Origin of the sequence: Kribbella sp. CCNWLW201 (assembly GCF_037203805.1) — a bacterium.
Taxonomy (GTDB): Bacteria; Actinomycetota; Actinomycetes; order Propionibacteriales; family Kribbellaceae; genus Kribbella.
Map to the genome: position 1 here is coordinate 455,158 of NZ_JBBCBQ010000007.1, position 14,777 is coordinate 469,934.

Sequence of the window (14,777 nt, forward strand, 5' to 3'; positions counted from 1 at the left end):
ACCTACTGGGTCACGCGGTAGACGTCGAACACGCCCTCGACCGAACGCACGGCCTTGAGCACGTGTCCCAGATGGGTCGGATCACCCATCTCGAAGGTGAAGCGGGACTTGGCGATCCGGTCACGCGTCGTGGTCAGCGCCGCCGAGAGGATGTTGACGTGGTAGTCGGACAGCACCCGGGTGATATCCGACAGCAGCCGCGCCCGGTCCAACGCCTCGACCTGGATCGCGACCAGGAACACCGACTGAGCCGTCGGAGCCCACTCGACCTCGACGATGCGTTCCGGCTGGGTCTGCAGGTTCTCGACGTTCGCACAGTCGGCGCGGTGCACGGACACACCCGCGCCCCGCGTGATCCAGCCGATGATCTCGTCGCCTGGCACCGGCGTACAGCATCGGGCCAGCTTCGACAGCACGTCCGTCGCGCCCTTGACGATGACACCGGCGTCGCCGCGAGCCGACCGCTTCCGCCGCTCCTTCGAGGCCGGCAGCCGGAGGCCCTCGGCCAGGTCCTCGGCCGCGCCCTCCTCACCGCCGTACGTCTCGATCAAGCGCCGTACGACGGCCTGCGCGCTCACGTGGCTCTCGCCGACGGCGGCGTACAGGCCGGTCACGTCGGGATAGCGCAGTGAGTTCGCCACCGCGGTCAGGGTCTCGTGCGACAGCAGGCGCTGGAGCGGCAGGCCCTCCTTGCGGAGCTGCTTGGCGATCGCGTCCTTGCCGTGCTCGATCGCCTCGTCGCGGCGCTCCTTGGAGAACCAGTGCTTGATCTTGTTCCGCGCCCGCGGGCTCTTGACGAACGAGAGCCAGTCGCGCGACGGACCCGCGCCCTGCGCCTTCGAGGTGAAGACCTCGACCACGTCACCGTTCTCGAGCGTGCTTTCCAGCGGGACGAGCCGGCCGTTCACCCGGGCGCCGATACAACGGTGCCCGACCTCGGTGTGGATCGCGTAGGCGAAGTCGACCGGAGACGACCCGGTCGGCAGCGACATCACGTCACCGCGCGGGGTGAAGACGTACACCTCGGAGTTGTTGATCTCGAACCGCAGCGAGTCGAGGAACTCCGACGGGTCGGAGGTCTCCCGCTGCCAGTCGACCAACTGCCGGACCCACGGCATCTCGTTCGGGCCGCCGATCTCGGTGGTCGGCGGACCGGCCACCTCGGGCGCGGCCGTGGTCGGGTCCTCCTTGTACTTCCAGTGCGCGGCGATGCCGTACTCGGCCCGACGGTGCATCGCGAACGACCGGATCTGCAACTCCACCGGCTTGCCCTGCGGGCCGATCACGGTGGTGTGCAGTGACTGGTACATGTTGAACTTCGGCATCGCGATGTAGTCCTTGAACCGGCCGGGCACCGGATTCCACCGCGCGTGCAGGATGCCGAGGGCCGCGTAGCAGTCCCGGACCGACTCGACCAGGACCCGGATGCCGACCAGGTCGTAGATGTCGCCGAACTCGCGGCCGCGGACGATCATCTTCTGGTAGATCGAGTAGTAGTGCTTCGGCCGGCCGGTGACGGTCGCCTTCACCTTCGCGGCGCGCAGGTCCTCGTGCACCTGGTCGATCACGGAGGCGAGGTACTCGTCCCGCGACGGGGCCCGCTCGGCGACCAGCCGGACGATCTCGTCGTACACCTTCGGGTGCAGGGTCGAGAAGGACAGGTCCTCGAGCTCCCACTTGATCGTGTTCATACCGAGCCGGTGGGCCAGCGGGGCGTAGATCTCCAGCGTCTCGCGGGCGATCCGCTCCTGCTTCTCCTGCCGCAGGAACCCCAGCGTGCGCATGTTGTGCAACCGGTCGGCGAGCTTGATCACCAGCACCCGGATGTCCTTGGCCATCGCGACGACCATCTTGCGGATCGTCTCGGCCTGCGCGGACTCGCCGTACTTGACCTTGTCCAGCTTGGTCACGCCGTCGACCAGCATGGCGATCTCTTCGCCGAATTCGCGGGTCAGTTCCTCGACCGTGTACGGCGTGTCCTCGACCGTGTCGTGGAGCAGCGCAGCGCAGAGCGTCGGTGCGGTCATACCGAGCTCGGCCAGGATGGTGGCGACGGCGAGCGGATGGGTGATGTAGGCGTCACCGCTCTTGCGCAACTGGCCGGTGTGGTACTTCTCCGCGGTCCGGTAGGCGCGCTCGATCAGGCCGAGGTCGGCCTTCGGGTGGGTGGCCCGGACGACCCGGAAGAGCGGCTCGAGCATCGGCGCGCGGTTCGGGTGCCTGGTGCCGCCGAGGCGGGCGAGCCGGGCGCGGACCCGGGCCGGTGCGATCCGGGGCGGTTGGGCGGCAGGCGGCGGTGACGGAGCCGGCCGCACAGGCGCGCGCGGAGGCTCCTGCGGTACCACGTTCGGTACCGCTGACGTCATCGCCGGGTCTTCGCCCACGTTTGTGTCCCTCCGCCGACAGAGCACCAGTCTAGGGGGAACCGTCCAACGAGGTTGAAACGCCCTGTGGACAACACGCCGGGCCAGACCCTGATCGCGGAGAGTTATCCGATTTCAGATACGCCGCACGACGCTCAGACCGTGACGATCGCGGTGACTTGCTCCCCCGCGAGCCGCTCCCGGCCCGGCAGGAACGACAGCTCCAGCAGGACCGCCGTGGCCGCAACCTCGGCCCCACCCCGCCGGATCAGCCGCAGGCACGCCTCGACCGTCCCGCCGGTGGCCAGTACGTCGTCGATCACGAGCACCCGGTCGCCCGGGGCGAACGCGTCCTGGTGCACCTCGATGGTCGCCTCGCCGTACTCCAGCGCGTACGACTCCTCGTACGTCGCCGCCGGCAACTTGCCCTTCTTGCGCACCGGCACGAACCCGGCGCCGAGGGCGAGCGCGACCGGGGCCGCGAGGATGAATCCGCGCGCCTCGATCCCGACCACCTTGTCCACCACCGGGTTGCCGTCGTCGTCCTTACCGGACGCGGCCAGCGCCTGGACCACCTGGGCGAAGCCGCTGTGGTCGGCCAGCAGCGGGGTGATGTCCTTGAACACCACCCCCGCCTGCGGGTAGTCCGGGATGTCGCGGATCCCGTCCTTCAGCACCTGCTCCAGTGAGCGCATCACTTACCGCGCTTCGACCGCGGCTTGCGCGACGGCTGCGGGCGGCCGGACCCGGTCGCCTTCATCGGACGGGCAGCCGGGGTCGGCGCCGTACCGGACAGTCTGTCCTGCTTCCGAGCGGCCGGGGCGGCGGGAGCCTTCGTACCGGCACCGGCACCCACCGCGACCGGCGCACCGCCGGCCGGGGCCACCGTGGCGGACTGGGCCCGCTTGGCGGTGACGCGACGGTTCAGCGCCTGCATGCCCGGCTCGCGCTCCTTGAACACCGCGAGCAGCGCCGGCGCGATGAACACCGAGGAGTACGCACCGATGGCGATACCGACGAACAGCGCCAGCGACAGGTCCTTCAGTGGCCCGGTCCCGAGCACGGCGGTGCCGACGACGAGGATCGATCCGACCGGCAGCAGCGCGATCAGCGTGGTGTTGATCGACCGTACGACGGTCTGGTTGACCGCGAGGTTGGTCGCGTCGGAGTAGGTGAACCGGTTGGACCCGGTGATGCCCCGGGTGTTCTCCCGGATCTTGTCGAACACCACGACGGTGTCGTACAGCGAGTACCCCAGGATCGTCAGTACGCCGATCACCGTTGCCGGCGTGACGTCGAAGCCGATCAGCGCGTAGACGCCGACCGTGATCAGGACGTCGTGCAGCAGCGCGATGATGGCGGCCATCGAGGCCTTGGGTTCTCGGAAGTACGCCCAGATGACGATGAAGACCAGGCCGATGAACACGATCAGCGCGATGATCGCCTTGTTCGCGATCTGCTGACCCCAGGAGGCGCCGATCTGCTGCGAGGTCACCTGGTCGACCGAGACTCCGGCCTCCTTGGCGATCGCGGCCCGGACCTTGGTGATGTCGTCCTGGCCCAGCGGCTTGGTCTGCACCCGCACCTTGTCGGCGCCGATGGTGGTGACCACCGGGTCGCCGAGGTCCTTCGCGTTGGTCGCCTTCACCACGTCGGTGAAGTCCTGCACCGTGTTGCTGGTGACCTTGACGTTGGTCTGGTACTCGACGCCGCCCTTGAACTCGATGCCGAGGGCCAGGCCGCGGCTGAACAACCCGATCAGCGAGATGGCCACCAGCACCAGGGAGACCCCGAACCAGAGCTTGCGCTTGCCGATGAAGTCGTAGGAGACCTCACCGCGGTGCAGCTTCGCACCGAGCTGTCCGAGCTTCGACATCAGACCTCCCCTCCCACCGGCTTGCGCGTCGACGGCTTGGCGGGCCGGGCGGACGGCTTCATCTGACCCGGCAGCCGCTCCACCCCGAGATGCTCGGGATCCAGGCCGGACAGCTTGTGGCCGTGCCCGAAGAAGTCGGTCCGGGCCAGCAGTGTGACGACCGGCTTGGTGAAGATGAACACCACGATCAGGTCGATCAGCGTGGTCAGGCCGAGGGTGAACGCGAAGCCGCGGACACTGCCGATCGCCAGGATGTACAGCACCACTGCGGCGAGCAGCGAGATCGAGTCGGCCGCGATGATCGTGTGCTTGGCCCGGATCCAGCCGGTCTCCACCGACGACCGCAGGCTGCGGCCCTCCCGGACCTCGTCGCGGAGTCGTTCGAAGTAGATGACGAACGAGTCGGCGGTGATACCGATGGCCACGATCAGACCGGCGATACCGGCCAGCGTCAGGGTGAAGCCGATCGCCTTACCGAGCAGGACGACGGACGCATACGTCAGTACGGCGGCCGCGGCGAGCGAGAGCACCACGACGAGACCGAGGCCGCGGTAGTAGAGGAAGGAGAACAGGACCACCAGCGCGAGACCGGCGAGACCGGCCCAGATACCCGCGGAGAGCTGGTCGCCACCGAGCTGCGGCGACACCGTCTCGACCGAGGAGATGTCGAACGAGACCGGCAGCGCGCCGTACTTCAGCACGTTCGCCAGGTCGCGCGCCTCGGCCTCGGTGAAGGTACCGGTGATCTGCGCCTGACCGCCCGGGATCGGCTGCGACACGCTCGGGGTCGAGATGGTCTCGCCGTCGAGCACGATCGCGAACAGGTTCTGACCCTCGCCGCGAGCGGAGATGTTCTGCGTGGCCTTGAGGAACTTGTCGCCGCCCTCGCCGGTGAACTTGAGGTTCACCTGCCACTGGAAGCCGCCCTGCGGGATGCCGGCGCTGGCGTCGGACAGGTCGGTGCCCTTCAGGATCGCCGGGCCCAGCAGGTACTTGTACGTACCCTGCCGGTCACAGGCGAACAGCGGCTTGTTCGGGTCGTCGACCTGCTGCTTGTCACCGCACTTGAACGCCGCGAAACCGGCCTGCGTGGCCGCGTCCGGGACGTACTGCAACGGGTCCGTGCTGGCCGCCGGCGTCGACGGAGTCGCGGTCGCCGCCGGGGTGCTCGGCTTCGCGGTCGGCGTAGGCGTCGGGGTCGGCGTGGGGTCGGCGTTCCCGAGCACGCTGCTCCAGGCCCGGCCGTTCGGCGTGCTGCTCGGCTTCACAGTCGCGGAAGCACTGGGCTTGACCGTGGTGCTGGGCTTCGGCGTCGTGGTCGGCTTGGCCGTCGGCGTCCCGGTCGGCGTCGGTGACGGTGTCGGCACCGGTGCGCCCGCCTGGGCGTCGTACACGATCCGGAAGTAGAGCAGGGCGGTCTGGCCGACCTGCTTCACCAGGGCGTCCTGCGTGGCACCCGGAACGGCCACGTTGATGTGGTTCGATCCGGAGGTGGTGATGTCGGCTTCCGCGACACCCGCACCGTTGACCCGCTGGGAGATGATGTTCTTCGCCTCGTTCAGCTGGTCGGCGGTCACCGAACCGCCACCGGCCAGAGACTTCGCGGTCAGCGTGATGGTGGTGCCACCGCGCAGGTCCAGGCCGAGCTTGGGCTTCCAGGTCTTGGTCAGCCCCATGATCCCGAACAGCAGGACCACGATGACCCCCAGGACGATCAGTAGCCGCCCGGGGCGGGATGTCGTCGTCGTTGCCACGTCAAATTCAACCTTTGTGCTTCTGGGCGCGCCGCATCGTCTGGTGGACGCCGGTCGGCGCGCCGCAGGCCGCTAGGACGGGTAAGTCAGTTCTCGGTGTGCGTCGGCGGCAGCTTCGGCGCGTCCTGCACCTTGCCGTCGGCCTTGTCGCCGGCCTTGTCGCGACCCGCGTCCGGCACGTCGACCGGGTCCTTGGCGGGCTCCTCCTCGGCGACCGGCTCGTCCGCCTCGTCCTTGTCCTCGACGGCAGACTCGGCCGGGGTCTCGACGGCGGGGTCCTCGTCCGGGATGACCCGGCCGATCGCGGCCTTGACCACCTGCACCAGGACGCCTTCGGAGATCTCCAGTGTCACGTAGTCCTCGTCGGTCTCCTCGACGATGCCGACCAGGCCACTGGTGGTGATCACCTTGGTGCCGGGGGCGAGCGAGGCGACCGTGTCGGCCTGCCGCTGGCGCTGCTTGCGCTGCGTGCGGCTCATGAACCAGATCATCCCGACGATCAGGATCAGCGGCAGCAGCAGCGTGAAGCCGGAGCCACCCCCGGAGGAGGCCATCGGTACGGCGATCAGTTGCATCGGGACTCAAAATCCTTCGTCGTCGGGAGTACTGGCATCCGGCACGCTCTCTGCTCAAGCGCGCAGGTCGCAACGGAATGACCTGAGGTCAGGCCACCGGGGAGTCTAACCCTGGGTGGCAACAATCACCTCATGACACCGGGTCACGTTTGAATTACTCAATCCGGTACCGGGGCCTTTATTAATCTGTGTCGTCGGTGTCGAAGAGCGTGTCGGCGAACGTCGCGCCCTTCGGGACTTTCAGGCCGATATGCCGCCAGGCCGCGGGCGTGGCGACGCGGCCGCGCGGCGTACGGGCCAGATAGCCGGACCGGACCAGGAATGGTTCGGCCACTTCCTCCACAGTCTCACGTTCTTCCCCGACCGCAACCGCGAGTGTGGAAAGACCGACCGGCCCACCGCCGAATCGACGGCACAGGGCGTCCAGCACGGACCGGTCCAGCCGGTCCAGGCCCATCTTGTCCACCTCGTACAGCTCCAGCGCCGCCTTGGACAGCGCGAGCGTGATGATCCCGTCGGCGCGGACCTCGGCATAGTCGCGGACCCGGCGCAGCAGCCGGTTCGCGATGCGTGGCGTACCGCGGGACCGGGACGCTATCTCGGCCGCGCCCTCGGGGGTGATGTCGACCTCGAGCAGCGCGGCCGACCGGTTCACGATCTTCTCCAGCTCCGCGGCCTCGTAGAACTCCAGGTGACCGGTGAACCCGAACCGGTCCCGCAACGGCCCCGGCAGCAATCCGGCCCGCGTCGTCGCGCCGACCAGAGTGAACGGCGGAATCTCCAACGGGATCGCGGTCGCACCCGGCCCCTTGCCGACGATCACGTCGACCCGGAAATCCTCCATCGCCATGTAGAGCAGTTCCTCGGCCGGCCGGGACATCCGGTGGATCTCGTCGAGAAACAGCACCTCGCCCTCGCTCAGCCCGGACAGGATCGCTGCCAGGTCGCCGGCGTGCTGGATCGCCGGACCGCTGGTGATCCGCAGCGGCGCCGCCATCTCGCTGGCGATGATCATCGCCAGCGTGGTCTTGCCCAGGCCGGGCGGACCGGACAGCAGCACGTGGTCCGGCGCCCGGTTGCGGCCGCGAGCGGCGTGCAGGACCAACTCGAGCTGCTCGCTGACCCGGCGCTGCCCGCCGAACTCGGCCAGCGTGCGCGGCCGCAGCGCGGACTCGATCTTGCGTTCCTCGAGATCCACCGCGTCCGCGGAGACCAGCGGCCGGACGTTGTCCTCCATCGGCTACGCCTTCGACAGCACGCGCAGCGCGGCGCGGAGCAGGTCGGGAACAGACGGGTTCGGGCTGTCGGCGGCGAGCGGCGAAACCGCGGTGACCGCGTCCTCCGCATCGCGGGTGGACCAGCCGAGCCCGACCAGGCCGGCGTGCACCTGCTCCCGCCAGGCCTCCTGGGTCTGCAGCGGCCGGCCGGTCACCGTCCTCGACGGCGCGCCGATCTTGTCCTTCAGCTCCAGCACGATCCGCTGCGCGCCCTTCTTCCCGATACCGGGCACCTTCACCAGCAGGTTGAGATCCTCGGTCGCGACCGCCTGCCGCAACTGATCCGGACTCAGTACGGCGAGGGCCGCCTGCGCCAGCTTCGGCCCGACCCCGGACGCCGTCTGGAGCAGCTCGAACAGGCTCTTCTCGTCGTCGTCGGAGAAGCCGTACAGCGTCAGCGAGTCCTCCCGCACCACCATCGAGGTGGCCACGCGCGCCTCCTGCCCGGGCCGCAGCCCGGCCAGCGTGCCGGGATGGCAGAACACCTGGAGGCCCACTCCCCCGACCTCGATCACGGCACTGTCCACCCCGATGGCCGCCACCGGCCCCCGCACGAACGCGATCATCGCTTGCCCTCCTGTGCCGCCACCGCGGCACGCAGTCGTGCCACCTGCAGGCGCGACTGCGCCTGCGCCAACGCCTCGAGGTTCGCCCGGCTCCCGGCCGCCTCTTGCAGCCGGGACGTCGTACCGCCGCGCCAGACCTGGCAGATCGCCAGCGCCAGCGCGTCCGCCGCGTCGGCCGGGGTCGGCCGCTCGGCCAGCTTCAGGATCCGGGTCACCATCGTGGTGACCTGCTCCTTATCCGCCCGGCCGTTCCCGGTGACGGCTGCCTTCACCTCACTCGGCGTGTGCAACGCGACCGGCAGACCACGCCGGGCCGCGACAACCATGGCCACGCCGGACGCCTGGGCCGTGCCCATCACCGTCCGCACGTTGTGCTGCGCGAAAACCCGCTCCACGGCGACCGAGTCCGGCCGATGCTCGATGATCCACTCCTCCAGCTCAGCCTCGATCCGGACGAGCCTCTTGGACACGTCCAGGTCGGCCGGCGTTCGGATCACCCCGACGGCGACCAGCGCCGGCGGCTTGCCGGGTGAGCCTTCGACGACGCCGAGGCCACACCGGGTCAGCCCCGGGTCGACGCCGAGCACCCGCATGGACCACCTCCGAACGTTTGTTCGACAACCCTAACGGCCGCCGCGGACAGCTCGGAAATCGACGCGCCGGACCGGCGCACACTGCTGTCATGCGGATGGAACTGACGCTGGACTGCACCGACCTGGAGACCCTCGCGGCCTTCTGGTCGGCCGCTCTGAACTACCGCCGGAACCTCCCTGACGTCGAGGGCTACGTCTCCCTCGAACCGCCTTCCCCTGAAGGCATTCCGCTCACCCTGCAACGAGTCCCCGAACCGAAGCTGACCAAGAACCGCCTCCACCTCGATCTGCTCGTCGAGGACGTCGAGGCCGAGGTGAGCCGGCTCCAGGCGCTCGGCGCCCGCCGCCTCGAGGACCACACCGCTTACGGCACCCACTGGTCCGTCCTCGCAGACCCCGAGTCGAACGAGTTCTGCGTCGGCCTGCTCCCCGATCAGAAGTAGTCGAGCATGTACGGCGTCGGCCCGGCGAACACCGGGTCGAGTGAGGCATCCGCCGTACTCGATCCACCTGATGCCAGGCCCGATCCACGGAGCGTGGCGAGCGGCGTACCGGAGTAGAGACCAGCAAGTCCGCGTGGGCCGAGCCGCAGGACGTCACCAGACACCTGGGTCGGCGTCAGCTGGCCAGCCCCATCCGCGACCGAGAGGTGCCAGTCACCGCTGTTGGCTGGTACGTCGGGGTCCTCGAGGCGCAGGTCGATCTCTACAGCGGCCTCAGGCGCGAACCCGCGTGCAGCGATCGCAGCCGGCGCGTCGAGCAGCCGCAGCATCCAGCGCTGGTGCTGCACCTCTTTGTAGGCCTCATGCTCGACCATCAGGTGCACCGGGTCGTCCGGCGAGATGTACGCATGCACAGTGCTGGCGATCGACGAGCCTGAGCCGACGGTTGCCCACAGAGCCCGGGCAGTCGCCTCGGACCCGGCCACGAGCTCGTCCACGCACAGGTCGGAGCCGGACCAGTTGTAGACGACGAAGCCGTCGTCAGCGAGGTACGCGAAGTTCTCCTCGTCCGCGAGCCACTCAGTGACCTCCTTGACCGGCCACACGAGCGGTCCGCTGGTCCGCCGCCGCTCATGCGACTGCCGCACCAGCTCGAGGAACCGCTCCGCATCCTCCGGACCAGCACGCCGTACAGCGACCTCTTTGCCGCCCAGCGCGCGCAGATCACTCGCAGGGAACGAGAACCGGTAGCGACCACCGCCGAACTCGTACCCGAGATGCCGGTAGATCACTGTGGTCGCCGGATACAGCGCGGTGAGCGGGAAGCCCTTGTCCGAGGCACGCTGCAGCACACCGCGCATCAGCTTGCTGCCCACACCACGGCCGCGGTACTCCGGTGCCACGACGACTCCCGCGACACCCGCCACCCGCACGCGTCGCCCACTCCACCACTGCTCGAAGTCCCAGAACCGGGCCGCCGCGACCACCTCGTCACCGTCGGCCACACCGACGTACCGGCCGTCCTGGATGAACACCCGGGCGTCCTTGAGCCACTGCTCCCGATCACCGGCCGCCAGCACCCCGAACGACCGGGACCGCACCCGGATCACCGCGTCGAGCTGATCCTCGGTGATGTCCACAAACCGCAACGCGTCACTCACGCCGCCGACCCTACTTCCTGCCCTCTCACCCGAGCGACAGCAATATCGGTACGACGTTCGTCGCGCCGTGCACCGTGATCAGCGGCCACATGCGGCGGTACCGACTCCACAGGTAGCCGAGGTACAGCCCGAGCACCCCCTGGTTGACCAGAGTGGCCGCCAGGTCCACACCGAACTCGCCAGTGCCCTGGATGGAGACGTGCCACACCGCCCACACGATCGAGGCGATCAGAATCGCCGGCCACGACCCCAGCAACTGCTCCCACCTCGTCTGCAGCCAGCGACGGTAGAAGTACTCCTCCAGCACGCTGTTCACCAGGAACCCGACCAGCACGGCAAGAGCTAGCTGGAGTGCCGGCAGGTCGGGCCGCTCCCCCTCGGGCGCTAGTGGACCCACGTAGCTCAGCAGGAGCCACGCGGCGACCGGGACTGCCGGCTCCCACCGCACAGTGGCCGGCGCTGTCGGCTTGCCGCCGTACCAACGGAAGAGCACGAGCGGCACGATGAGGAGCAGTACTGCCTTGAGGATTTCGAACTGACCGGTCAGCTTCAGCAGCACGGCGAACGCCACTCCCAGCCCCAGCAGCACCCACGCCTGCCGACGGTCCGCCGGACCACTCTGCGGGCGCTCCAACCGGGTCGGCAGTACCCGGATCAGCAGGATGCCGACACCGGCCGGGATCCAGCGCAGCCACATCGGCTCGGTGGTGTCGTGATCCGCCGAATACCGGATCTCCGTGTTGCCCGTGGCAACCAACACGATCGCGGCGGCGAGCAGGATCAGGACGCCGCCGGCCAGGACCAAGCGTCCGTACGACTGGGTGCGGGCAGTGGACAGCTTGGTGTCGGACACAGCGCTGATTTATATCACACGGTCGTGCTATTTCCGGTCGGTCACCCAGAGGTGGATGGTCCCCTCGACAACGACTGTGCCGTCGGTACGGGTGGCCTTCACGCGGACCGGGACGTCGGGGCCGGCGGTCCAGTCCTGCGGGTCGGTCTCGGCCGAGCAGGTGAGGTCGGACGTTGACTTGGCCAGGTAGGCGACCTCCATCCCCTTGGGTAGCCACCGCTTACCGGACGGAATGGTTGCCTCCGCCAACGCCCCCATCGCCGCCTCCAAACCGTTGCACACGGCAATCGCATGCACGGTGCCGATGTGGTTGTGCACCGCCCGCCGCTTCGGCAGCACGAGCGCCGCATAGTTCGGACTCACCTGGACGAACCGAGGCCGAATCGACCGAAAGTACGGCGCCTTCCAGGTGAACCCCCGCGAAAACACCCACTCCCCACCCGGAACCCCCCGCAACCGCTCCCACGTCCCCAACACCTGATTCACCATGCTCCGATGTTACTCGTGAGTCACTTACCCGTCGAGAGGAGCCTGGACACCGCCTCCCGGCCGCCGTCCTCTTGCCCTCCTCCGGCGGCGATCGCGGACCGGCAACACAGACGGAGGTATTCGGCAAACAAGCGTCTCCGCGGACACATCCCCAACGGGTCCACCTCGCAGGGCCAACCAGATCTCCGCCACGTCACACCCGCCACTCGACCCAGCCGAAGCCGTCGCCCCTTCCGAGGACCTCCTCTCACACACCGCGTCCTGGGATGGCAGCGCGGGCATGAAACCGGAGAGGTGCCGAACCGTGGGTGGGCTTGATGCCGACGACCCCACACCAGCCCGCAGGGTGGTTGGCCCCGAGAGAAAGTGGCGCCCTGGACAGTGACCCGGGACGCCTGATGCCAGGCACAAGTCGAAGGAACAGCGGGCCAACACGAGCTTCTACTCCAGCACGACCCATGTTGCCGGCTGCAGGACACCGAAGTACGGGCTGCGCAGGACTGCCGACGCCTGCGGCCTTGACCGTTCATCCGCCTGTCCGACCGCGGTTCGCGGGTAGCCGAGCACTAGTACGGCCTAGCAGGTCTCGCTGTCGCCGTCGGATGCCAGGTGACGCTGACCGTTGCGGTCCCGGTTGTGGTCACCTCGCAGGCGGGGTCGGAGGGGTACTACTAGGGGGCGGATGGAGCCAGACAACAGTCCAGTGCGCCATCGCACCCGAGCGCGTAGCATCCAGCACATGGCTGCCCGTGAGCCGCCCGGCGATTCCGAGCCGACATCGCGGTCGGGGGATTCGTCTTCTGGATCGTCTGTATCGCGGCGTGTTCGCGGCCGGCGGATGAACACACGGACGCTGGTCTTCAGTTGGATCTGGGCGGTCTTGCCGTTCGTCACCCTCGGGTTTGTCACTCCCGTGACGTTCTTGTGGGCCGCACAGCGGGTGAGGTCAAGGCATTACGTCGTGGCCACGCTTGTGTACACGGTTCTGGTCCTGCTGGGATTTGTCGTGCCCGACGAGGATCTCTCCGTCGCGTTCGTGACCGTTGCATGGTTGGGCGGCACGGTGCACGCGCTCGCGGTGCGCTCCTCGGTCTTCCGCGCACAATCGCCGACCGAGGAGACCACGATGGACACGGCGGTGGACGCCGCCAGGGAACGCCGCGAGTTGCGGCGCAAGGCCCGCGAGATCGCGACCGAGGATCCCGGTTTGGCGCGTGAACTCGGAATCGGACGTCCCGACGTGCAACGCGACTTCGATGACGGCGGGCTGGTCGACATCAACAGCGTTCCCGCCGAGGTGCTCGTGCAGCTGCGCGGGATGACCGCGGAGCTGGCCGAGCGCATAGTGCAGGTGCGCGAGACCCGTGGCCCGTACTCGTCGGTTGAAGAGCTCAGCGTGTTCGCCGACCTCCCACCAGGCCTGAGCGACCGACTCGCCGAACGCCTGCTATTCCTGCGCGATTGACCGCTCGGCGTCGTCGGCTGAGCTCTGCGGAAGAGCGCAGTTAAGGGAGTGGCAGGGGCGGTCTCGAGCCGTCGACTCCGCCGGTCATCCGTCGGGTTGTGGTTTGGGGGCTCGGTGGGTGCCGGTGGGGTCGACGTGGAAGGTGAAGCCGTGGGGGGTGGTCCATTCCAGGGTGGTGGGGTCGAGGCGGCGTACCTTCCAGTGGCCGTGGGTCTTGACCCGGTGCGGGAACCGGCGCAGGGGTTCGAGATTGGCGGGGGTGGTTTGGCCCGGTGGACCGAGCGGGTCATAGGCCTCGATGTGGTCCAGGTCCATCGCGGCGTGGGTTTCGCGGGTGCCGTACGGGAACAGCTCCACGGGGTGCAGCAGCTTGACGCGTTCGCGGATCCGGTCGGGGATCTCGTAGGCGTCGACGCTGACCGCGTCGTGCAGGTCGATCACCGGCTTGACCGTGTACGGGCCATGACCGACCAGCTCACGCAGCTGCGAGGCCAGCAGCGGACCGAGGCTCTCGACCCGCAGCACCCCGGTGCCGGTGGCCAGGGTGTGGTCGGTCAGGTGCACATAGATCTCGGTCTGCCCCGGCCGCACCGCCCGGCCCGTGCGCGGGTGAGTGTGCGCGGCGTGCCGGACCTGTGCGAGCCGGGCCTCCAACGCGCGCCGTGCCGCAGCATCAAGCACCTCACCGCCGTCGCCGTCGTCCGGGTCGAGCCGCAGACCAGGATCGAACGGCTCAACCACCTCCTTGAACGGCACATCCAGCGGGTCGGGCAGATCACTGTCACCGGGGTACGGCGCGTCCCGGTCCGCCTCATCATCCACGCCAGGCTCCACCCAGCCACCCAACAGATCCTCATCACCCGACCAGGCACCGTGATCCTCGCCGCGCCGCGCACGCCAACCACGCTCAGCACCGCGATCCGTCCCGCCTGTCGCCTTGTCTCGAACAGAGGCCGGGTCACCGGTCGACGCCCTGGCCGAAGAGGCCGGGGCGGTGGTCGACACGTCGCCGCAGTCGGGCACCCGGTCAGAGGTCGGCGCGTTGTCGCGTCCGGCAGTGGGGACTGCGTCTTGATCGGTGGCCGCGCCGACCGTCGGTGCGGGGTCTCGGCCGGCCGCCGAATTGGCGGTCTGGGCGGCGGCCTCCCGACGCGCCGTCGTGTCGGGGCGTCGGGGTGTGGCTTGACCAGTGGTCGGGTCGGCTGTTGGGGCGACGTCTTGGCCGGTGGCTGGGGCGGTTGTGGGGGCGGAATCGTTTGTGGTGGGAGGCGGTGCGGGTGGGGTGGTGCGGAGGTGTTCGTGGGCCTGGTGGAGGAGTTCTTCGGTGTAGCGGGGGTCGGCGATGATGCCGACCGCGTCGGCG

General features: G+C 68.7%; 13 protein-coding genes and 1 pseudogene. 2 read left to right on the plus strand and 12 right to left on the minus strand.

The window, feature by feature from the left end; translation table 11 throughout:
- Positions 1–2: 2 nt before the first annotated feature.
- The 8 genes from V9K99_RS28375 to ruvC form a co-directional block, all read right to left on the minus strand.
- Positions 3–2,366, minus strand: a complete 2,364-nt coding sequence (locus tag V9K99_RS28375; RefSeq protein ID WP_442914747.1) for a RelA/SpoT family protein — start codon at positions 2,364–2,366, stop codon at positions 3–5.
- 152 nt (positions 2,367–2,518) lie between these two features.
- On the minus strand, positions 2,519–3,058 hold the full coding sequence (locus tag V9K99_RS28380) for an adenine phosphoribosyltransferase (protein WP_337006942.1): 540 nt from the start codon (positions 3,056–3,058) through the stop codon (positions 2,519–2,521).
- Positions 3,058–4,239 (minus strand): protein translocase subunit SecF, encoded by a 1,182-nt coding sequence (gene secF, locus V9K99_RS28385; RefSeq protein WP_337006944.1) that lies wholly within the window; start codon positions 4,237–4,239, stop codon positions 3,058–3,060. The genes V9K99_RS28380 and secF overlap by 1 nt, the downstream gene beginning before the upstream one ends.
- Entirely contained in the window at positions 4,239–5,993 is a 1,755-nt protein-coding gene (secD, locus tag V9K99_RS28390; protein WP_337006946.1) for a protein translocase subunit SecD, read from the minus strand. The genes secF and secD overlap by 1 nt, the downstream gene beginning before the upstream one ends.
- 86 nt (positions 5,994–6,079) lie before the next feature.
- Positions 6,080–6,568 carry a preprotein translocase subunit YajC gene (gene yajC, locus V9K99_RS28395; protein ID WP_337006948.1) on the minus strand — a complete coding sequence of 163 codons (489 nt, stop codon included), beginning with the start codon at positions 6,566–6,568 and terminating at the stop codon, positions 6,080–6,082.
- Positions 6,569–6,749: 181 nt separating this feature from the next.
- The gene (gene ruvB, locus V9K99_RS28400) at positions 6,750–7,805 is read right to left on the minus strand and encodes a Holliday junction branch migration DNA helicase RuvB (RefSeq protein WP_337006950.1); all 1,056 of its coding nucleotides are present in this window, start codon (positions 7,803–7,805) and stop codon (positions 6,750–6,752) included.
- Positions 7,806–7,808: 3 nt separating this feature from the next.
- A complete protein-coding gene (gene ruvA / locus V9K99_RS28405; protein WP_337006952.1) occupies positions 7,809–8,411 on the minus strand; it encodes a Holliday junction branch migration protein RuvA in 603 nt (200 codons plus the stop codon).
- Positions 8,408–9,004: a crossover junction endodeoxyribonuclease RuvC gene (gene ruvC / locus V9K99_RS28410; RefSeq protein WP_337006954.1), complete on the minus strand. Its 597-nt coding sequence runs from the start codon at positions 9,002–9,004 to the stop codon at positions 8,408–8,410. The genes ruvA and ruvC overlap by 4 nt, the downstream gene beginning before the upstream one ends.
- Positions 9,005–9,093: 89 nt before the next feature.
- Here ruvC and V9K99_RS28415 point away from each other — a divergent pair, with 89 nt between their 5' ends.
- A complete protein-coding gene (locus V9K99_RS28415) occupies positions 9,094–9,447 on the plus strand; it encodes a VOC family protein (RefSeq protein WP_337006956.1) in 354 nt (117 codons plus the stop codon).
- On the opposite strand, the gene V9K99_RS28420 is transcribed toward V9K99_RS28415, so the two are convergent.
- From V9K99_RS28420 to V9K99_RS28430, 3 genes are read right to left on the minus strand one after another with little or no spacing between them, the layout of a single operon-like run.
- Positions 9,438–10,607: a GNAT family N-acetyltransferase gene (locus V9K99_RS28420; RefSeq protein WP_337006958.1), complete on the minus strand. Its 1,170-nt coding sequence runs from the start codon at positions 10,605–10,607 to the stop codon at positions 9,438–9,440. The genes V9K99_RS28415 and V9K99_RS28420 overlap by 10 nt on opposite strands.
- 25 nt (positions 10,608–10,632) lie before the next feature.
- On the minus strand, positions 10,633–11,460 hold the full coding sequence (locus V9K99_RS28425; RefSeq protein ID WP_337006960.1) for a CPBP family intramembrane glutamic endopeptidase: 828 nt from the start codon (positions 11,458–11,460) through the stop codon (positions 10,633–10,635).
- Positions 11,461–11,487: 27 nt separating this feature from the next.
- A complete protein-coding gene (locus tag V9K99_RS28430; RefSeq protein ID WP_337006961.1) occupies positions 11,488–11,949 on the minus strand; it encodes a hotdog fold domain-containing protein in 462 nt (153 codons plus the stop codon).
- A gap of 961 nt (positions 11,950–12,910) precedes the next feature.
- Between V9K99_RS28430 and V9K99_RS28435 the strand changes: the two genes are divergently transcribed.
- Positions 12,911–13,414 carry a ComEA family DNA-binding protein gene (locus V9K99_RS28435; RefSeq protein ID WP_337006963.1) on the plus strand — a complete coding sequence of 168 codons (504 nt, stop codon included), beginning with the start codon at positions 12,911–12,913 and terminating at the stop codon, positions 13,412–13,414.
- An 84-nt stretch (positions 13,415–13,498) separates the two neighbouring features.
- Here V9K99_RS28435 and V9K99_RS28440 read toward each other — a convergent pair.
- Positions 13,499–14,777 (minus strand): annotated as a pseudogene (locus tag V9K99_RS28440) (hypothetical protein); the annotation flags it as partial.